At 61.3% G+C, this 17,341-nt stretch carries 20 protein-coding genes; 7 read left to right on the top strand and 13 right to left on the bottom strand.

Going from position 1 to position 17,341, the window contains the following annotated elements; genetic code table 11:
• The first annotated feature begins 33 nt into the window (after nt 1-33).
• Nucleotides 34-771, top strand: coding sequence for a tRNA (N6-threonylcarbamoyladenosine(37)-N6)-methyltransferase TrmO (tsaA, locus tag LOKO_RS03150; RefSeq protein ID WP_066452193.1), 738 nt, complete (start codon nt 34-36; stop codon nt 769-771).
• A gap of 88 nt (nt 772-859) precedes the next feature.
• On the opposite strand, the gene purC is transcribed toward tsaA, so the two are convergent.
• Genes purC through dapA form a run of 4 tightly spaced genes read right to left on the bottom strand, consistent with a single transcriptional unit; the run spans nt 860 to nt 4,343 of the window.
• The gene (gene purC / locus LOKO_RS03145; RefSeq protein WP_066444919.1) at nt 860-1,573 is read right to left on the bottom strand and encodes a phosphoribosylaminoimidazolesuccinocarboxamide synthase; all 714 of its coding nucleotides are present in this window, start codon (nt 1,571-1,573) and stop codon (nt 860-862) included.
• Nucleotides 1,574-1,617: 44 nt separating this feature from the next.
• Complete coding sequence (locus LOKO_RS03140; protein WP_066444916.1) at nt 1,618-2,433, bottom strand: MBL fold metallo-hydrolase; 816 nt, start codon at nt 2,431-2,433, stop codon at nt 1,618-1,620.
• Nucleotides 2,433-3,401: a lipoprotein, NlpB gene (locus LOKO_RS03135; RefSeq protein WP_235588930.1), complete on the bottom strand. Its 969-nt coding sequence runs from the start codon at nt 3,399-3,401 to the stop codon at nt 2,433-2,435. The genes LOKO_RS03140 and LOKO_RS03135 overlap by 1 nt, the downstream gene beginning before the upstream one ends.
• Nucleotides 3,402-3,458: 57 nt before the next feature.
• A complete protein-coding gene (gene dapA / locus LOKO_RS03130; protein ID WP_066444910.1) occupies nt 3,459-4,343 on the bottom strand; it encodes a 4-hydroxy-tetrahydrodipicolinate synthase in 885 nt (294 codons plus the stop codon).
• A 180-nt stretch (nt 4,344-4,523) separates the two neighbouring features.
• Between dapA and LOKO_RS03125 the strand changes: the two genes are divergently transcribed.
• Nucleotides 4,524-5,000, top strand: a complete 477-nt coding sequence (locus LOKO_RS03125) for a peroxiredoxin (protein WP_066444907.1) — start codon at nt 4,524-4,526, stop codon at nt 4,998-5,000.
• A gap of 62 nt (nt 5,001-5,062) precedes the next feature.
• Here the strand turns inward: LOKO_RS03125 and LOKO_RS03120 are convergent, their stop codons facing one another.
• Both LOKO_RS03120 and LOKO_RS03115 read right to left on the bottom strand, forming a co-directional pair.
• On the bottom strand, nt 5,063-6,166 hold the full coding sequence (locus LOKO_RS03120; RefSeq protein WP_066444904.1) for an AI-2E family transporter: 1,104 nt from the start codon (nt 6,164-6,166) through the stop codon (nt 5,063-5,065).
• Complete coding sequence (locus tag LOKO_RS03115; RefSeq protein WP_066444901.1) at nt 6,163-6,411, bottom strand: sulfurtransferase TusA family protein; 249 nt, start codon at nt 6,409-6,411, stop codon at nt 6,163-6,165. Before LOKO_RS03115 ends, LOKO_RS03120 begins: the two co-directional genes overlap by 4 nt.
• A gap of 140 nt (nt 6,412-6,551) precedes the next feature.
• Between LOKO_RS03115 and LOKO_RS03110 the strand changes: the two genes are divergently transcribed.
• Nucleotides 6,552-8,000, top strand: a complete 1,449-nt coding sequence (locus LOKO_RS03110; RefSeq protein ID WP_066444897.1) for a M48 family metalloprotease — start codon at nt 6,552-6,554, stop codon at nt 7,998-8,000.
• A 202-nt stretch (nt 8,001-8,202) separates the two neighbouring features.
• Here LOKO_RS03110 and nadA read toward each other — a convergent pair whose 3' ends face one another.
• On the bottom strand, nt 8,203-9,231 hold the full coding sequence (gene nadA / locus LOKO_RS03105) for a quinolinate synthase NadA (protein WP_066444894.1): 1,029 nt from the start codon (nt 9,229-9,231) through the stop codon (nt 8,203-8,205).
• A 349-nt stretch (nt 9,232-9,580) separates the two neighbouring features.
• On the opposite strand from nadA, the gene LOKO_RS19135 reads away from it, so the two are divergent.
• Nucleotides 9,581-9,823: a hypothetical protein gene (locus LOKO_RS19135; RefSeq protein ID WP_144439602.1), complete on the top strand. Its 243-nt coding sequence runs from the start codon at nt 9,581-9,583 to the stop codon at nt 9,821-9,823.
• 121 nt (nt 9,824-9,944) lie between these two features.
• Here LOKO_RS19135 and LOKO_RS03095 read toward each other — a convergent pair whose 3' ends face one another.
• The 6 genes from LOKO_RS03095 to LOKO_RS03070 form a co-directional block, all read right to left on the bottom strand.
• Nucleotides 9,945-10,124 carry a CsbD family protein gene (locus LOKO_RS03095; RefSeq protein ID WP_066444883.1) on the bottom strand — a complete coding sequence of 60 codons (180 nt, stop codon included), beginning with the start codon at nt 10,122-10,124 and terminating at the stop codon, nt 9,945-9,947.
• A 203-nt stretch (nt 10,125-10,327) separates the two neighbouring features.
• Nucleotides 10,328-11,593 carry a phospholipase D-like domain-containing protein gene (locus tag LOKO_RS03090; RefSeq protein ID WP_066444880.1) on the bottom strand — a complete coding sequence of 422 codons (1,266 nt, stop codon included), beginning with the start codon at nt 11,591-11,593 and terminating at the stop codon, nt 10,328-10,330.
• Between the two features lie 17 nt (nt 11,594-11,610).
• Nucleotides 11,611-12,828 carry an NAD(P)/FAD-dependent oxidoreductase gene (locus LOKO_RS03085; protein WP_066452192.1) on the bottom strand — a complete coding sequence of 406 codons (1,218 nt, stop codon included), beginning with the start codon at nt 12,826-12,828 and terminating at the stop codon, nt 11,611-11,613.
• A 180-nt stretch (nt 12,829-13,008) separates the two neighbouring features.
• Nucleotides 13,009-13,692: a DUF3618 domain-containing protein gene (locus LOKO_RS03080; RefSeq protein WP_066444878.1), complete on the bottom strand. Its 684-nt coding sequence runs from the start codon at nt 13,690-13,692 to the stop codon at nt 13,009-13,011.
• A complete protein-coding gene (locus tag LOKO_RS03075) occupies nt 13,689-14,126 on the bottom strand; it encodes a phage holin family protein (RefSeq protein WP_066444876.1) in 438 nt (145 codons plus the stop codon). The genes LOKO_RS03080 and LOKO_RS03075 overlap by 4 nt, the downstream gene beginning before the upstream one ends.
• Nucleotides 14,123-14,758 carry a hypothetical protein gene (locus LOKO_RS03070; protein ID WP_066444874.1) on the bottom strand — a complete coding sequence of 212 codons (636 nt, stop codon included), beginning with the start codon at nt 14,756-14,758 and terminating at the stop codon, nt 14,123-14,125. The genes LOKO_RS03075 and LOKO_RS03070 overlap by 4 nt, the downstream gene beginning before the upstream one ends.
• A gap of 494 nt (nt 14,759-15,252) precedes the next feature.
• Here LOKO_RS03070 and LOKO_RS03065 point away from each other — a divergent pair, with 494 nt between their 5' ends.
• From LOKO_RS03065 to LOKO_RS03060, 3 genes are all read left to right on the top strand, one after another.
• On the top strand, nt 15,253-15,873 hold the full coding sequence (locus LOKO_RS03065) for a DUF892 family protein (protein ID WP_066444873.1): 621 nt from the start codon (nt 15,253-15,255) through the stop codon (nt 15,871-15,873).
• Nucleotides 15,874-15,929: 56 nt separating this feature from the next.
• On the top strand, nt 15,930-16,088 hold the full coding sequence (locus tag LOKO_RS18550; RefSeq protein ID WP_083517404.1) for a YqaE/Pmp3 family membrane protein: 159 nt from the start codon (nt 15,930-15,932) through the stop codon (nt 16,086-16,088).
• Nucleotides 16,089-16,734: 646 nt separating this feature from the next.
• Nucleotides 16,735-17,334 (top strand): PAS domain S-box protein, encoded by a 600-nt coding sequence (locus tag LOKO_RS03060; protein ID WP_066444871.1) that lies wholly within the window; start codon nt 16,735-16,737, stop codon nt 17,332-17,334.
• Nucleotides 17,335-17,341: the final 7 nt, after the last annotated feature.

Below are 17,341 nucleotides of genomic sequence, written 5' to 3'. Positions count from 1 at the left end.
CTGTCGCGGCCAATGGTGGGCATAATCGGCGCCATGACTCCTGCACAACCTGACGCCGACTTCGCGATGCAACCCATTGGCCACATCGCCAGCGACTTCCCCGACAAGTTCGGCATCCCCCGACAGCCGGTCCTGGCGCCGGCCGCCCGCGCCCGCCTGGTGCTCTCCCCCCCCTTCTCCGACCCCCTCGCCGTGCGCGGACTGGAGGAGTTCAGCCACCTGTGGCTGACCTTCATCTTCCACCTTAGCCCCGATCGGCGCTGGGCGCCGCTGGTACGCCCGCCCCGGCTGGGGGGCAATGCCCGGGTCGGCGTCTTCGCCAGCCGCAGCCCCCACCGCCCCAACCGCCTCGGGCTATCGCTGGTGGAACTAATCGACATCGATACCCGCGGCGGGGTATGCCTCGAGCTGCGCGGCTGCGACCTGGTCAGTGGCACCCCGGTGCTCGATATCAAGCCCTACCTGCCCTGGGCGGAAGCACGCCCCGAAGCCCGCGCCGGTTTTGCACCGGAAGCGCCGTTACGGCTTGCGGTGGGTTTCTCGGCCGATGCGGAAGCCGCCCTGGCAACACGGCCCGATGGCGCCTCGCTGCGCGAGCTGGTCATCCAGGTCCTGGCCCAGGACCCGCGGCCTGCCTATCACGGTGCGGGGCGCCAGGGGGGCGAAGCACGGGTCTATGGGGTAAGGCTGCGCGACGTGGACGTTCGCTTCCAGATAGATAACGACGCAGAGGCCTCCAGGATCCGGGTGGTCGAGATCGTGCCGGCCTGAACGGTGGCCGGCAACGACAAAGGGCCCCGCGGGGCCCTTTATTCAGTGACATCCAGACAGCAACATCTGAGTCGTCGACATCTAACGTCTACGTAAAGTCGACGCCAATCCGCCGCCCCACTTCCTCGTAGGCCTCGATCACGCCGCCCAGCCCTTGGCGGAAGCGGTCCTTGTCCATCTTGTCCCGCGTCTTGGCGTCCCACAGGCGGCAGCCATCCGGTGAGAACTCATCGCCCAGCACGATCCGTCCCTTGAACAGGCCGAACTCCAGCTTGTAGTCCACCAGCGGCAGGCCGCCGTCAGCGAAGAGCTGCTTGAGCACCGCGTTGACCTTGAAGGTCAGTGCCTTCATCTCGGCCAGCTGCTGCGGCGTGGCCCAGCCGAAGGTCTCCGCCAGCGACTCGTTGATCATCGGATCATGCAGGGCGTCGTTCTTGAGAAACAGCTCGAAGGTTGGCGGCGAGAGCTCGCGCCCCTCCTCCACGCCGAGGCGCTTGACCAGGCCACCGGCAGCGATATTGCGCACCACGCACTCCACCGGGATCATCGTGAGCGTCTTGACCAGGCTCTCGGTGTCGGAGAGGCACTGCTCGAAGTGAGTCGGAATACCTGCCGCCTCGAGCTTGCCCATGATGAAGGCATTGAAGCGGTTGTTGACCATGCCCTTGCGCGCCAGCGACTCCATGCGCTCGCCGTCAAAGGCGCTGGTGTCGTCGCGAAACTGCAGGACCACACGATCCGGATCATCGGTGGCAAAGACCGACTTGGCCTTGCCGGCATAGAGTTCTTGGCGCTTTTCCATGGGGGTCTCCAGAAAGGGTTATCGCAAGACGAAAGGGGGGGCTCTCAGCTCACCGCCTGCCATTGCAGCCCGTGGTCCTGAGCGGCAATCGTCAGACGGGAGGCATCGCCATCGAGCAGTGGCGTCAGCGCCTCGAGCGCCAGCTCGGGGCGATTGTTGTGTTCGGAAAGGTGAGAGCAGACGATTCGCTGCAGGCGATCCAGCCCCAGCCGGGCAAGCAGCGTGGCCGCCTGGCCGTTGGCCAGATGCCCCCAGTTGCCGCCCACGCGACGCTTTAGCGTCGGCGGGGAGGGGCCCGTCTGCAGCAGGTGCGGGTCGTGGTTGCATTCGAGAATCAGCGCATCGCAGCCACGAAATGCCTCTGCCACATGATCGCTGGGATGCCCCAGGTCGGTCAGCACACCGAGGTGGCAACCGGCCGCCTCGAAACGGAACTGGATCGGCTCGCGGGCGTCATGGGGCACGGTGATCGGATCGATGAGCAGCCCCTTGATCGCGAAGCGCGACTGCGGCGTGATCCAGTGAAGCTTAGGCACCTCACCCAGGCGGCCGGAGAGCCAGGTGCCCGGGGTCATATAGACCGGCACGCCATGGCGTCGTGCCAGCGGCCCCACGCCGCGCAGGTGGTCGCCATGCTCATGGGTCACCAGCACGGCATCCAACTGGGAAGGATGGATATCCAGCCGGGCCATACGGCGCTCGGCCTCACGCAGGCCGAAGCCGCAGTCGACCAGCACCCATGCCTCACCGTCGCTGACCAGGGTGGCATTGCCCTTGCTTCCGCTGCCCAGCGACGCAAACCGCAGCCGCCCCTGCAGCGGGACGACCGGCGGCGAGTCAGCAGCAGCCAGCTGCGACATCAGCGCAGCAGGCCTGCCACCCGCTCCAGCAGCTCACGGGCATCCCTTTCCAGGAAACGTCGCTCGCTCTCGTTGATGGCGCGCAGAGTTGTCCGCTCGGGTCCTTCGGACTCCAGCGCCAAGCGGATATGCTGGGGCATCTGTCGTACATCCGGGCTCATGATGATCTGCACGACCCCACGATCACGCTCGGAGGCGGTCATGTAGTTGATCAGAAAGTCATGGCTCTGAGGGTTCTGCTCAACCAGCTCACGGCGATCCTCCACGGTGAAGTCGGCTTCAAGCTGGTGACTGAGCTCGGCCCAGACTCGATCGATATCCAGCGGAATCCGTACGACCCACTCGCCATCGCCGCGCTGCTCCAGGCGCAAGCGGTCCTCAGCAGCGATCTGCTGACCGGCCAGGGAAGCGGCGCTAGCCGTGGCACTGCGTGCACTGAAGTGCTGCTCCAGGGCGTCAAGACAGGCGGCGACCGGGCGGCCCGTCTGGTCGCAGCGCACCTCACTGTCACCCTCGCGTAGGCCCTGCCGAACGCTCAGGCGGCCCTGGTCGGTTTCCAGCACGCCTCGCGTATCGTCGCTGGCCTGGACCTGCAGGCCACGGGCTCGAGCGAAGTCCTGCAGCTGAGGCCAGACCATACCCGGGTCAGCCCCTACCACCAGCCAGCGGTCGCTGCCGATTTCACGGCGTTCGACATAGTCACGCTCCGTCGCACGCCCGGCTACCAAGCGCTCGGGGCTGGGTGCACTGAAGCGTTCGCTGGAACGCAGCGTGCCAGTGGCCTCCGGAACCGGCATGGCATCCCGGTAGCGCTCGATATTGCGACCTTCCGGAAGGACCAGAGGCGCACTGCGCTGGGCCTCCACATAGTCGATATTACGGTCATCATAGAAGCCATCGCGTGCGCAGCCAGCGGTTGCCAGGGCGAGAACCGCCACCAGCGGCATCCATTTCAGCGCAAAATTCATGCGTCCACCTTGCATCGTATTAATCGGGGCGTCGGGATATCGGGTCCGGTCGCAGCGTCAGTCGTCTGTCACCCCTGCCAGTTGCAGGGCCTCACCCACGGTCGAGTGGTACTTTTCGGACAGCCAGGTCAGCGGCAGTCGGATACCCGGATCCAGCAGTCCCATGCGGTGCAGGGCCCACTTGACTGGAATCGGGTTGGACTCGATACCCAGGTTGGTATGCAGCGGCATCAGCCGCGTATTGATCTGGTGCGCCTTGTCGGCATCGCCAGCCACGGCGGCAGCACACAGCTCGTGCATGGCCCGGGGTGCGACGTTGGCGGTCACCGAGATGTCGCCATTGCCTCCCATCAGCATGAAATCGCAGGCGGTGGCGTCATCGCCGGAGTAAAGCATGAAACCGCTGCCCTTGAGACGACCGATCAGATCCTCGGCACGCTCCAGGTTGCCGGTGGCATCCTTCAGGCCAATGATATTGTCGACCTCGGCCAGGCGCAGTACGGTCTCGTTATAGAGGTCCGAGCAGGTGCGGCCCGGCACGTTATAGAGAATCACCGGAAGTTGACTGCCCGCGGCCACTGCCTTGAAATGCTGATACAGCCCTTCCTGAGTCGGCTTGTTGTAATAGGGGCACACCGAGAGGCAGTAATCGGCGCCCACTTCACTGGCATAGCGTGCCAGTTCCACGGCTTCCGAAGTAGCATTGGCTCCGGTTCCGGCGATAACCGGGATGCGACCGTTGACCTCTTCCACCACGGTGCGTATCACGTCGAAGTGTTCGGCAAATGACATGGTGGTGGGCTCACCGGTGGTGCCGGCCGCGACAATGCCATCGGTGCCATTGTCGAGGTGAAAGTTCACCAAGCGGCGCAGCGCCTCCCAGTCGATGTCGCCATTGACCTTCATCGGCGTCGCCAGGGCGACGATACTGCCAGTGATCATCCTCTCGTTCCTCTCCGCTCATGCCGCTCTCGGGTACCAATTGTCGGCAGGCCCCTCGATGCAAAGGGTAAATGGTACTCAGGCGGCCGAAGGCTGTACAGCGGCACGCACCGGAGACTTTGACAGACGTGGCGCTATTGCGTGTAATCAAGACCTTATCAAAAACCAAGGATCCCCGACATGACGCTTGCCATCGGCCAATCCGCGCCAAGCTTTACCGCTACCGCCACCGGCGGTACGACAGTCACCCTGTCCGAACTCAAGGGCCGGCAGGTGGTCCTCTTTTTCTATCCCAAGGCCAGCACGCCCGGCTGCACCACCGAGGGCGGCGATTTTCGCGACCGCATGAGCGACTTCGAGGCCGCCAATACGGTCGTACTCGGCGTGTCCCGCGACGGCATCCGTGCCCAGGAGAACTTCAAGGCCAAGCAGGCCTTCAACTTTGAGCTGATCTCCGACAAGGATGAGACCGTCTGTCGGCTGTTCGATGTCATCAAGCTCAAGAAACTCTACGGCAAGGAGCACATGGGCATCGAGCGCAGCACATTCCTGATCGATGCGGAAGGCAAGCTGGCCCGGGAGTGGCGTGGCGTCAAGGTTCCGGGCCATGCCGATGAAGTGCTCGAGGCTGCCCAGGCACTATATGCCGCTGGTTAATGACAGCTTCCGCCCGGTGTACTGGGCGGAGGCCCCTCCGCCCTCTCATCCTGTTGCCTGCCTCACTTCTCCACGACCTCCTCGACGACGCCCTCCTCCGCCTGATGCTGCTGGATGCCACGAGGCCAGGCGTAGACCAGCGCCTTGAGCAAGGTAGCGAGTGGAATGGCAAAGAAGATGCCCCAGAACCCCCAGACACCGCCGAAGAAGAGCACCGCGACGATGATGGAAACCGGGTGCAGGTTGACCGCCTCAGAAAACAGGATCGGCACCAGTACATTGCCATCCAGCGCCTGGATGATGCCATAGGCAATCAAGACATAGAGGAACTGGTCGCTGAGGCCAAAATGAAATCCGGCAACCGCCGCCACCGGTAGTGTTGCGACGGCAGCACCGATGTAGGGCACCAGCACCGAGAACCCCACCAGTACCGCCAGAAGCGCCGAATAGGGCAGACCGAAGAAAGCAAAGGTGAAGAACGTCACGGTCCCGACAATGATGATCTCGATGAACTTGCCGCGCACATAGTTGGCAATCTGATCGTCCATCTCATGCCAGATGCGGGTCATCAGGTGACGCTTCTGGGGCATCAGCGAGAGCGTGAATGCCACCAATTGGTCGCGGTCCTTGAGCAGGAAGAAAACCAGAATGGGCACCAGAACCAGGTAAATGATCAACGACAGGACGTTGCCCAGCGAGGCTAGCGACAGGGTCAGCATCCTTTGACCGAACTGGGTCATCTCCCGCCCGGCGACACCGATCCACTCCTGCACCTGATCTGGCGTCACCAGATTGGGATAGCGCTCCTGCAGGTCGCCCAGCCAGCGCTGGCTGCTGGCGAACATCCGCGGTGTCTCCTGGACCAGGCCCACCAGCTGATTCCATATCAGCGGCATCAGGATGAAGGCCAACGCCATTAGTATGCCAATGAACCCCAGAAATACCACGATCACCGACAGCAGGTGGGGTACGCCTCGGCGCGTCATGGCATTGACGCCGCCCTGCAGCAGAAAGGCAATCACGAGGGCGGTGAGGAAAGGCGCCAGCATGCGACCGAACAGGATCACTACCGCGAAGCCCAGTATCAGCACCACCAGCAGGATCACTGCCTCCTCATCGGAGAAGTAATGATCTACCCAGCTCTTGAAGACCTGACGCAGGGTCATGAAACAGGCTCCTCGCCCTTGCGAATCCAGTAGTGAAAACGCTCGCCTCGCTCTTCACGCGCCACCAGTTCATGAATGCTCTGCTCGGCGAAGGTCTCGAAGTCACGCCAGGAACCCGCATCGGTAGCGATGACCTCAAGAAGCTGGCCGGCCTTGAGCCTGGCCAGTCCCTGCTTCGCCTTCAGCAGCGGTAGCGGGCACGGCAGGCCGCAGGCGTCGAGCACGTCATCTGGTTGCACAGCCATGGTAACTCCCGGGAGAATGCAGGTTGTCGCAAATAAGGGTGACGCTCTTGCGAACGTCAAAGCCCCTGAGATTTAAAGGCACTTTACAGGTCGAATCAATGTCGGATAAGCATTCGATCCCCATTATGACGAGGTTGGCCATGCTGCGTAACATCCGCACCTTCCTGACCGGCAGCGCCTTGGTGCTGGCGCTTGTTCTTACCGGTCCGGCTAGCGCCGCGGATGACTATGGCTTGCCCAGCCTGACCACCGGCAGCCAGGCCATAAGCGGTGAAGAGTATCGCCTGGGCCGCGCCTGGCTGCGCCAGTTCCGCGCCCGTGCGCCTCAGTGGCAGGATCCCATCGCCCAGGACTATGTGGAGTCACTGCTGGCACGCCTGGTTCCCCACAGCGGTGTTGATGGATCCCGCACGGTCGTGACCCTGGTCGATAGTCGCACCCTCAATGCCTTCGCCGTACCGGGCGGCGTCATTGGCCTGAACGCTGGCCTGTTCGCCTTCGCCGACGAAGAGGATGCGGTGGCCTCGGTGCTGGCCCATGAACTGGGCCATCTCTCTCAACGCCACTATGCACGCGGCCAGGCCCGTGCCGAGCAGACCCAGATCCCCGCCATGGCGGCCATGCTGGCCGGCATGCTGATCGCTGCCAGCGGCGGCGGCGACGCCGGCGTGGCCGCCGCCATGGGCTCACAGGCGGCCTTTATACAGGATCAGTTGAGCTACTCCCGGCGCTTCGAGCAAGAGGCCGATCGCATCGGCCTGCAAGCCATGTCCCAGGCTGGCTTCGACCCACAGGCCATGGTCCGCATGTTCCGCGCCATGCAGCGACAGGCCAGCCTCCAGGGCGGCAACCCTCCGGAGTTCCTTCTCACCCACCCGCTGACCGAATCCCGGATCAGCGACGCCGAATCACGAGCCTCGCAGCTGGAAGCCGCTGAGTCTCGCAATAGCGGGCCAACCTATCACCTGATTCGCGCCCGCGCCCTGCTGACGATCCACCAGCGCGATCCGCAGCAAGCGGTCAATCGCCTGGCACAGGACGACGCCCCGGATACGGCACGACGCTATCTCGACGCTCTGATCGAGGCCCAGCGGGGCAATACCGAGAGCGCTCTCGCCGCCCTGGATGGCCTGGCCCGTGAGCTACCCGACCTCGCCATGATTCCCGCCAGCGCCGCGGAGGTCGCCTTCGATGCCGGTCGCTATGAGGATGCCATCGAGCGAAGCCGACGCCAGCTGAGGCTGATGCCTGGCTATATGCCTGCCACCCGCATCATGGGCGAAGCGCTGCTGCAACGGGATCCCAACGAGGCATACCGCGTCCTGCGCGAACTGGCCGAGCGACGTCCGGAGGACCCCCAGGTCTTCACCCTGCTCGCCGAGGCCGCAGGCCGCAGCGATCGCGAGGCCTGGGGCCACCTGGCCCGAGCCGAGCATATGCAGCTGACCGGCAGCATCGACCAGGCCATTCGGCAGCTCGACATAGCCAAGCAGGTCGCCGAGCGAAGCGCCGATGGCAACGCTGCAGCGCGCATCGCGCAGCGGCGTGAGGACTTCGTGGGCTACCGCGAAACGCTGGAGAAGTTCTAGCCGCGATAAGGAGAGAAGCGGCATGTAAGCGGTTTAGCCGGGACGCTGACGCAAACGAGCCGGACAGCGTCAATCGACAGGGATGTCGATTGAGGACTGGCAAGAGGGACCTTGTTCCAGTCCGACGCGGTCCGGCTCGTGGAGCGTCAGGGTTTCGTCACGGCGCAAGCGAGCATGCCTGCTTCGAAGTCATTCTTGCTGGCTACCTCTGGAAGTTGAGCATACGCTCCAGTGGCTTGAGGGCGGCGTGACGCAAGGCGTCGTCGACGAAGATCTCGCCGCTACCCTCGCGCAGGGCGCCGGCCATGTTGTCCAGCGCATTCATCGCCATCCAGGGGCAGTGGGCGCAACTCTTGCAGGTCGCACCGCTACCGGCGGTGGGCGCCTCGAACAGGGTCTTGCCGGGCACCGCCTGCTGCATCTTGAAGAAGATGCCGCGGTCGGTGGCCACGATCAGCGTGTCGTGGGGCAGCTCCTTGGCCGCCTTGATCAGCTGCGACGTCGACCCCGTCACATCGGCAAGTTCGACCACCGCGGCCGGCGACTCGGGATGCACCAGGACTGCCGCTTCCGGGTAGAGCGCCTTCAAGTCCTCGATACCCTTGGCCTTGAACTCCTCGTGGACGATGCAGGCACCGTCCCACAGCAGCATGTCGGCACCGGTCTTCTGCTGGATATAGCCACCCAGGTGCTTGTCCGGCGCCCAGAGTATCTTCTCGCCGCGGGCCTGCAGGTGCTCGATGACGTCTACCGCGATGGAGGAGGTCACCACCCAGTCGGCACGCGCCTTCACCGCCGCAGAGGTATTGGCATAGACCACCACGGTACGATCGGGATGCGCGTCGCAGAAAGCACCGAACTCGTCGGCGGGACAGCCGATGTCGAGCGAGCAGGTCGCCTCCAGGCTCGGCATCAACACTCGCTTCTCGGGAGAGAGGATCTTGGCGGTCTCGCCCATGAAGCGCACCCCGGCCACTACCAGGGTGTCGGCTTCGTGGCGCGCGCCGAAGCGAGCCATTTCGAGAGAGTCGGCGACGCAGCCGCCGGTCTCTTCTGCCAGCTGCTGGATGGCGTCGTCGGTATAGTAGTGGGCCACCAGCACGGCATTCTGCTCCTGGAGCAGCCGCTTGATCTCGGCGACGCGAGCATCGTCCTCGGCGGGAATCCGGGTGGGGCAGTAGGCGCGGGCAAGGTGCTCGCGCACCTCAATTCTGGAAGTCATGATCGTCATCGTGTCTACCACTGTGACTGGCAGGGGCTCCCCCTGCATGTATCGGGTACATCGCGAATTGCACACTCCGTGCAGGCGATGCGCCTGGGGCCAAGATTGCGTCTCTCGCTATTTTGACCCATACCCTTATTCTAGACCAGAACGGTGCGGTATTGGCCAGTTCCGGTCAGATTAAAGTGGCATGCGAATAGGATGCGGGCTTCGTCCGCCAGGTTCAAGGGCGCTCGAAGCGCTTTCACAACCGGTGCCGAGGGTGCGTTAGCGCACCGACTGCGGCCTGACGTCGTGCCAGAATCGTGCTAACGATGCTTCACGACATCGTGAAAGCCGTTAAGAACGCGAGGCCACCATGTCATCCCCAATTCAGCCCCCCGCTCCCGCGAATACGTTCAAGAAAGTCACGCGCCGGCCCGACCAAGCGCCAGGCGAACAGCAGCACGGCTATCCTTTCAAGCCGGAACGCTTGCCGGAAGCACCGCTTGCCACACCTCCCGACGAGGCGCTCGACGAACCTGCCCCCCGCGCCGCCGAAGGCGACGATGACCTGATGAGTCAGGATCCCAACGCCACCGTCTCCGACGTGCCCTCCTGATTTCTCGGCTGTCGCGTCCTTGATGGGCGCGCCAGCCGATTTCATCGGAGTGCCTCCTACGGTAGTGGCTCAGCCACGGGTTGAGCCCGCCAAGCCGGACTGCGACTGTGCCATTAATCGTTCATTTCTTTGATTTTTTGCTTTCACTCTTGATATCGCCGTACTTTGCTTCAGCCTTTCCGCCCTGCTTTTCGGCTTTACCCTTGTACTCCGTGCTTTTATTGCCCGTCACCTTGCCAGCAACTTCCTTTGCCTTTCCCTTCGCTTCTTTCGCATGACCCGTGACCTGATTCTTGTTCATGAGCTGACCTCCAGATGATCGCTGCACTTGGACTCACCCTCTTACCATGGACTCATGTCGATGCAGGGTGAGCTCTTAATATAGTTATAGCCCGGGGCATAGTCCGTACGGCGCCAAACTTAGGCGAGGTGATTTTATTCAGACAAAACTCCGGCAATAAACACCTCAGCACATAGGCCTCAGGACTGAATTTTCCCCTGTTTTCAAAGCTGCGATCTAATGGGTAGAAGAATCTTTTCTGACAGCTTTTCGCGCCATGGACGGCTCTTCCAGTCAGCCAGGGAATACGGTTCAGCCGACAGGAGATCGGCCTCGAACACTGCGGTCATCTGAGTGGCGAAATCGTTGCTGTAGATATTCAAGCTGGCTTCGTCATTGAGCCGAATCGAACGCATGTCAAAATTGGTTGAACCCACCGACACAAACTCGTCATCGATGACCAGCAGTTTCGTGTGCAGCATGGTCGGCTGATAGATGTGGATCTCGGCACCGGCGCCAAGCAGCGCGCCCCAATCCGACTTGGAAGCGATCTTTACAGTCACAGCATCGATGTGCGGCCCAGGCAACAGGATGCGAACGCGAACCTCACGACCACGGGCGGCGATCAGGGCTTCGATTAACATGCTGTCGGGCACAAAGTAGGATGCCGCCAGGTCGATGGTCTCCTCGGCCGCCGCGATGGCCAGCAGAAACATCAGATGCATGCTCTCGCTCCCGCCGGATGGCGAGGCAACGAAGACATGCGCGTCCATCCCACCCGCCTCCTCTAGGGGCGGAAAATAGCTCGGGCCGTTCAGCACCTGGCCAGTGGTCTTGATCCAGTTGTCGTTGAAGGCCGCTTGCAACTGCGCCACTACCGGCCCTTCAATCCGGAAGTGTGTGTCCCGCCAGTTTTCGGGATCGCCTCCGTCGCCAGTCCACAGATCCGCGATGCCTACCCCGCCGGTGAACCCGATGCGGCCATCGACCACCAGCAGCTTGCGATGCGTGCGGTTGTTCATGCGGCCCAGGTTGTACCAGTGCAACGGCCGATAGCGATGCAACTGCACACCCGCGGCCTGCATGGAGTCCAGCAGTGACTGCTCCATCTTGTTGCTGCCGACCCAGTCGATGGTGACGCGAACCGGCACGCCCGCACGGGCACGTTCGGAGAGCGCTTTCGAGAATGTTTCACCAATGTCACCAGACCAGTAAATGAAGGTCTCGAACGTGATTGAAGCCTGCGCCGAGCGAATGGCCTCCAGCATCGCCGGAAAAATCTCGTCGCCGTTTTGCAGCGCGGCCACTTGATTGCCGGCCACTATCGCAGGGCCAAGCAAAACCGACATCTCGCGCCGAAACTGCGGATCCGAGACAGCGTGGTGGTGTTCGATCTTGCGCTCCATCACGTCCCCGGGTGTCATGAAGTTCTGCAACAATACGAGCACCAAGCTGGTGGCCAGAATAGTGGCTCCGATAACCCAGAGCATTGATTTTCGCCCCCCAGTCAATGACGTTCCAACCGTGCGAAGGAGAACAGCGCAGTCAATGGGTGCCGGCGGCGTTCGATTTGCGCGCGCAGCAATTCGGCACCAAGCATGCTGTAAGTGATGCCGTTACCCCCATAAGCCAGCGCGAACAGAACACGGGGGCCGTACTGCGGGTGGCCACCAAACAGCGGCAGTCCGTCGCTGGTTTCAGCAAACGTACCTGCCCAGGCAAACGCCGGTCGTGCATGAAGGTGGGGGAACAAACGGGAGACCTTGCGCTGCAGCGTCGCCGCCTTGCGGTCGACCGATCGATCACGCCGAGCCGGGATATCGCGGTCATCGTCTTCCCCGCCGACCAACAGCCGTCCATCGCCAGTGCTACGCAGATACAGATACGGTCGCGCGGACTCCCACAGCATCGTGTTTGCCAACCAGCCCAGCTCGGTAGGATCGACGGGGTCGCTGATGTAAGCGTAGCTGCTGAGATTCGTCGCGACCCGCTGGCGCAACCAGCATTGCGCTTCGTAACCGCTGGCAATCACGGCGTGCTTCGCCCTGATCGAGACGCCACTGGCTGTAGTGAGCTGTACCGAGCGCGTCGTCGCTGTGATGGCTTTCACCTGCGTGCGATCGAACACGCGCGTGCCCTGTCGCTGCATTCTACGCAGCAATCGTGAGGCGAGCCGGTAGGGATCGACCCTGGCGGCCACCGAGCTGAGGATGGCAGATGGCGCCGTCAGTTCGTATTCATCCTTGAGCGCAACACGGCTCAGCCAGCGAACCGGAAATCCGTGCTGTTTCCGCCAGGCAAATTCGTCAGCCAAGCGTGGATGATCGGCGCGATTGCTGGCGTAGTAGAGGCTTTCACAATTGGCGAAATCGACATCGCCGACCGCATGCGCGACTGCTTCGATCATGCTGATCGCACGCAAACTGGACTGATAAGCAAGCAGTGCTGAGGCTTGGTCGAAACGCCTGGCGAGATCTATCGCATGGGTATCGATTTCATACTGCAGCAAGGCGGTGCTGGCAGATGTGCTGCCCCAGCACACGTCGCGCTGATCGAGCACGACGACATCGTGGCCATGGCCAGCCAGCTCATCAGCGATCAGCGCGCCGGTGATGCCAGCGCCCACCACCGCGACATCGCAGCTCAGATCGGCATCAACCTGCGGGAAGGCATACATCAGGCCATTCTTGACCGCCCAGAACGGATAACCGCTTTTCAAGTCCACCGGCAACTCCCGCCGCATCATTCCTGGAGTGTAGATCCGGTAGTGTCAGCCGGGACGATAGCCGCGTCGGTGCGCTGCCACACTGAGTGTACATAGCAGAACCAGACGACTGCATCAGCGCTAGCGCGCCTGATCGACTCGACGCAATTGCCCCAAATCGGTATCTGACGCAGGAACGGTTCATTCCTTCCGCGCCGACTCGCGAACCTCGCCGTACGTCCTTGCAGCTTTGGACTTCGCGGCACCGACGCTGCGATCTCTCGCTTCGCCAAGCATGTCGTCCTCGATCTCGGTCGGCGGTACCAGCGCCCCCAGGGCAGCGCCGATAGCGATGCCGAGGCTTCCCGCGATCAGCGGCTGGTCCCGATAGAACTGCACCAGATTTTCCCGGGCGTTCTGCATCGATTCATTCATGTTCGCGGTTGCACCGTGCACGCGATCACCCACTGCGGCGGCCTTGTCCTGAGATTTCGCGGCGATATCTCCAAGCGCGTTCTTGACACTGTGCCCGTCCATGCCTGTGCTCTTATCATATGTGTCATCGGCACGCCCAGCGACATTGTTGCGGGACGACATCATCATCCACGAGATGCCGATGCTGGTGAGTATCACCGGCATCGGGTTGTTTTTCACCTGGGCTCCCAGGTTGCGGCCAAACTCTCCTCCGTGTTCGCGGGCCATGCCGAGCGCCTGGTCGATGAGCTCGCCAGGGGAAAGCCGATCGGACAGCTCGCTCGCGGTCCTGCCGAGGCGGGCGCGGGCCTGGTCGACTTCACGCTCCAGCTGTTCCGGGCTTTTCGCCCCGTCATGTTGATCCTCGTCGCGGTGAATGTCATCGCTGTGCGTATCGGTAGCGTTGTTCATCGGGTTGCCCTCTTTAATGTTTCTTTATCTTTCCTTGTGGACGCCAGCGTGCGATCCGGAACGATCGAGTGAGCGCTCATTTTTTTCTTGGCCGAACTAACCATCAGGTAACCGACTAGGAGTGCTACCGTGCCGACGATCAGCGCCGCGAGCCAGGGGTCCACGACGTTGCTGAGCCCAATAACCGCGCTCATGAGCAGCACAACGAGCCCCGCCATGGCGATGGCAGCGCCCGTCGCTATCGCGCCGACTGCCGTTTTCGCTTCCGAGACGGACTCCCCGACTTCAGATTTCGCCAACTCGATCTCTTTGCCGAGCAGCGTGGACAGGTCTGTGGCGAGGTTGCGAATCAGATCGGCAATTGATTCGGTACCGTGTTCGCGGCTCTCCGCTGGCGCCGAGCCGCCCTGCGCCATTTCGTGTTTCTGCTTCATGGCATCTCCCTCCCGTCACCGCTGCGCGGGGCAGTCGATGTGCTGTCCATTTCCATCATGTCCCGTTCACGTGGCTGCACCGGCGTGCCTGTCGAGATGTCGTCATCCAGAAAAGTTCTATCGCTGCGGTAAGCGTCGGGCCGATAGGCGTCGTCATCCCGTGAAGTGTCATCGTTCCGGTATGTGCCGTCATCGTCGTGGTCGCGCTCCGCGCTCGCCTTGAAGAACCGCGACAAGCCAAAGCCGACTGCAATGCTGCCAAGCATGTAAAGCGCGGGATTGTCCCGCGCCAGGCGCTTGGCATCATTCGCCAGCTCATCGACGCTGCGGCCTTCGAGCTGTTCGGCCGCCTTCGCGAGGTTGCTGCTCAACTCGCGCGCATAGCGCGCCAGGCCTTCGCGGTCTTGATCGTCGAGACTGGATGCCGCTGCATCGATGGCATCCGACAGGGCGTCGGTCTCATCCGCGAGCCGGTGCTGTCCGGCTTCGGCCTTCTCGCGCGCCTCGGCGCCCACTTCGCGTTTCGCTTCGCGGGTGTCTTCATCAATTTTCTGTTTCGGCGCCACGTTACCAGTGGGGTCGGGCATGCTGCTCGCGCTGCGGCGATTGGGACCTGGATTCGATGGTGTCATTACACACTCCTCAGCATTCAGTCGAATGCTCGCTCTCTGATGGATTTCCAATTCGCACGTGCACAGAAGGTGCTCACAAGAAGCGCGGCATGTGCGCATGACGCGCAAGAGAAGGGTTGCGACGCGTATGCAGCATCGTAATCGACGTGCTTCCAAGCTGAGTTTTGCCAGCTTTCGGCGTAGCGTCTGTGCGCTACCAGACACAACAACGCTGTCCCCTGCCCACTGGTATCCAGATCACTTAGCACCCTTCAGTGGACCTCGAAACTGGGCCCAGGCGCCAAGCTCTGAGGACGGACCAGAAAGTTACTGCTGGCCAGTCGACTCACGCCCAAAAAGCCGAATGGCTATGTGCGCAACTGCACCGACGCGGTAGCGCCTCCTTACCTATTGTTGGACATTCAACTGGCCGGCATCTGCCGCATTGTTGAACCCAGCCGAGTGACGCAGCCCGCCTGTCGGCGCGCCGTCTTGCACGTGGTAAGGAGAAGACCGTGAAAAGGGATCCGTATATCAAGGAACAGCTGCATGAGTTGTTGTATCAGGCTCTTGAAACGGAACGCGGTGGGATAAAGATCTACGAGGCCGCGTTGGGATGTGCACAGAACGAAGACTTGAAAGGTGAATGGGAGGAGTACCTTGAGCAGACCCGCACCCACGAGCAACTACTGCTGAAGGTGTTCGAGGAACTGGGACTGAATCCGGACACCGTAACGCCCGGCCGGGAAGTGGTTGCCCACCTCGGCGATTCGCTGGTCACCGCGATGGAAATGGCAAAGGCGAACGCCAGTGCTGCGGCCGCTCAACTCGTGGCCGGTGAGTGCGTGGTTCTGGCGGAAACCAAGGATCTTCAGAACTGGCAACTGATTGGGCATCTGGCCGATCAAGGCAAGGGGGAAGAAACCAGCCCGCTCAAGGCCGCGTTTGACGCGGTGGGGGAGGAAGAAGAGCACCACCTCCACCACACGAAGGGGTTCCTCCGCGAATTGTGGATCGATTCGCTCGGGTTGCCGGCGGTCCTGCCGCCCCCCGAGGAAGTGAAAAAGGTTGAAACCGCGATCGGCGCTGCGCGGGCGGAGAGCCAGCGCGAAGAGATGCTGCAGACAAAGCACTGACAAATGCCGGGCCGTGGCGACCAAAAAGTAACCCATCTCACTCAGGAGCGCAGCCAATGGACCTGTTACGCATTATCGTTGCGATCCTCTTGCCACCGCTCGGCGTCTTCCTGCAGGAAGGTTTTGGCAAGCACTTCTGGATCAATATTCTGCTCACGCTGCTCGGCTACATTCCCGGCATCGTTCACGCCGTGTGGATCATCGCCAAGCGATGAACGCGGCGTTGCCGCCAACTGACGCACCGCAGCGCCGATCGGCCGTACACCGACTCGCGCGCCTGATGGATGCCTATCTGGCTCGAAGCGCACCTCGCTGATCGAATTCGCCAGATAGACGGCCTTTACGTTGGTTACCGAACGTCCAATATCCAGATAAGCCTGCGAGTCAGACTGTCCATCCACACGTTTGCACTCAACAGTCCACGGTTTGCACGGTCCACAGCCAGCATTAATAGCACGAGAATGACAGATTCGTGGAAAGGTTCGAAATTCAGAGATAGAGGGCCATAATCACTACACCTGAAAAGGCAATCTTCGCTATTGTAAAAATAAAACTCGAACCCACCATTTCTTCATTCAACGGCACCTGAACTCCTGTAACTTAAAGTGACAGGCAACAGTAAAAATCTGGGAGGGAAGCACCTTTTTCTTTGTCCAAATGCCGGAAAAAAGTTTCCGAAACACCGCAATTAATTTATGTCACTAACCACGCAGAATCAGCACGACAGGGCTATCTCTGCCAATCATTTAATTGCCTTGAACAATAAGAACCTCCCGAAAACACCTGAAAAGTGCATTTTTATCTCTGTCGCGTTAAGCTACAATGAAAACTGTATCCGGTGAGTGAGATTTGGAGTCTCGTATGCCCATAATCATTAATGAAACCAATGCCTATATACAGCTGCGAGACAAGGCTGAAGCGCAGCTGCAGGCGGGCACGGCACCGTCCGCGAGTCACGGGTCGGTGGGCGTTGACGCCCTGCGCCTGCTCCATCGCCTGTCCAGTAATCCCGATAACGCGGACGATGCCCTCAAGCTGCTCCATGAATTGCAGGTTCACCAGGTGGAGCTTGACTTGCAGAACGAGGAAATTGCTGCCAATGAACGTGCGCTTGTCGAGGATTTGAGCCTTTACCGGACACTTTTCGACTCCGCCCCTCTTGGCTACTTGCTCGTCGACCTCGAGGGTAACGTTATTCAGGGTAACTTTGCCGCCGCGGAGCTTTTTGGAATCGAACGAGACGAGTTCGAGGGACATCCCATCGACACGCTCCTGCTCGCTCAAAGCCGGCCAAAGCTGCTTGGCTTGCTGCAGCAGGTCGCACAGAGCGGCGCCAGGGCTTCCTGCGTAGCCGAGACAGCAGGAAGCACAGGGACCCGGCACATGCAGTGCTTTGCCTCCCTCGCACCAGAACGCAAGCATTTACTTTTGGTCTGCTGCGAGTGCGCCAATGCCGAGTAACCCCGGT

Source organism: Halomonas chromatireducens, assembly GCF_001545155.1.
Taxonomy (GTDB): Bacteria; Pseudomonadota; Gammaproteobacteria; order Pseudomonadales; family Halomonadaceae; genus Halomonas; species Halomonas chromatireducens.
Note: the sequence above shows the minus strand (reverse complement) of the source record. Positions and strands in the feature narration are given on the sequence as shown.

Bases quoted from the DNA above. Each gene is read 5' to 3' on its own strand.
- tsaA (WP_066452193.1), top strand. From the start codon at position 34: ATGACTCCTGCACAACCTGACGCCGACTTCGCGATGCAACCCATTGGC.
- purC (WP_066444919.1), bottom strand. From the start codon at position 1,573: ATGGAAAAGCGCCAAGAACTCTATGCCGGCAAGGCCAAGTCGGTCTTT.
- LOKO_RS03140 (WP_066444916.1), bottom strand. From the start codon at position 2,433: ATGTCGCAGCTGGCTGCTGCTGACTCGCCGCCGGTCGTCCCGCTGCAG.
- LOKO_RS03135 (WP_235588930.1), bottom strand. From the start codon at position 3,401: ATGAATTTTGCGCTGAAATGGATGCCGCTGGTGGCGGTTCTCGCCCTG.
- dapA (WP_066444910.1), bottom strand. From the start codon at position 4,343: ATGATCACTGGCAGTATCGTCGCCCTGGCGACGCCGATGAAGGTCAAT.
- LOKO_RS03125 (WP_066444907.1), top strand. From the start codon at position 4,524: ATGACGCTTGCCATCGGCCAATCCGCGCCAAGCTTTACCGCTACCGCC.
- LOKO_RS03120 (WP_066444904.1), bottom strand. From the start codon at position 6,166: ATGACCCTGCGTCAGGTCTTCAAGAGCTGGGTAGATCATTACTTCTCC.
- LOKO_RS03115 (WP_066444901.1), bottom strand. From the start codon at position 6,411: ATGGCTGTGCAACCAGATGACGTGCTCGACGCCTGCGGCCTGCCGTGC.
- LOKO_RS03110 (WP_066444897.1), top strand. From the start codon at position 6,552: ATGCTGCGTAACATCCGCACCTTCCTGACCGGCAGCGCCTTGGTGCTG.
- nadA (WP_066444894.1), bottom strand. From the start codon at position 9,231: ATGACGATCATGACTTCCAGAATTGAGGTGCGCGAGCACCTTGCCCGC.
- LOKO_RS19135 (WP_144439602.1), top strand. From the start codon at position 9,581: ATGTCATCCCCAATTCAGCCCCCCGCTCCCGCGAATACGTTCAAGAAA.
- LOKO_RS03095 (WP_066444883.1), bottom strand. From the start codon at position 10,124: ATGAACAAGAATCAGGTCACGGGTCATGCGAAAGAAGCGAAGGGAAAG.
- LOKO_RS03090 (WP_066444880.1), bottom strand. From the start codon at position 11,593: ATGCTCTGGGTTATCGGAGCCACTATTCTGGCCACCAGCTTGGTGCTC.
- LOKO_RS03080 (WP_066444878.1), bottom strand. From the start codon at position 13,692: ATGAACAACGCTACCGATACGCACAGCGATGACATTCACCGCGACGAG.
- LOKO_RS03075 (WP_066444876.1), bottom strand. From the start codon at position 14,126: ATGAAGCAGAAACACGAAATGGCGCAGGGCGGCTCGGCGCCAGCGGAG.
- LOKO_RS03070 (WP_066444874.1), bottom strand. From the start codon at position 14,758: ATGACACCATCGAATCCAGGTCCCAATCGCCGCAGCGCGAGCAGCATG.
- LOKO_RS18550 (WP_083517404.1), top strand. From the start codon at position 15,930: ATGGACCTGTTACGCATTATCGTTGCGATCCTCTTGCCACCGCTCGGC.
- LOKO_RS03060 (WP_066444871.1), top strand. From the start codon at position 16,735: ATGCCCATAATCATTAATGAAACCAATGCCTATATACAGCTGCGAGAC.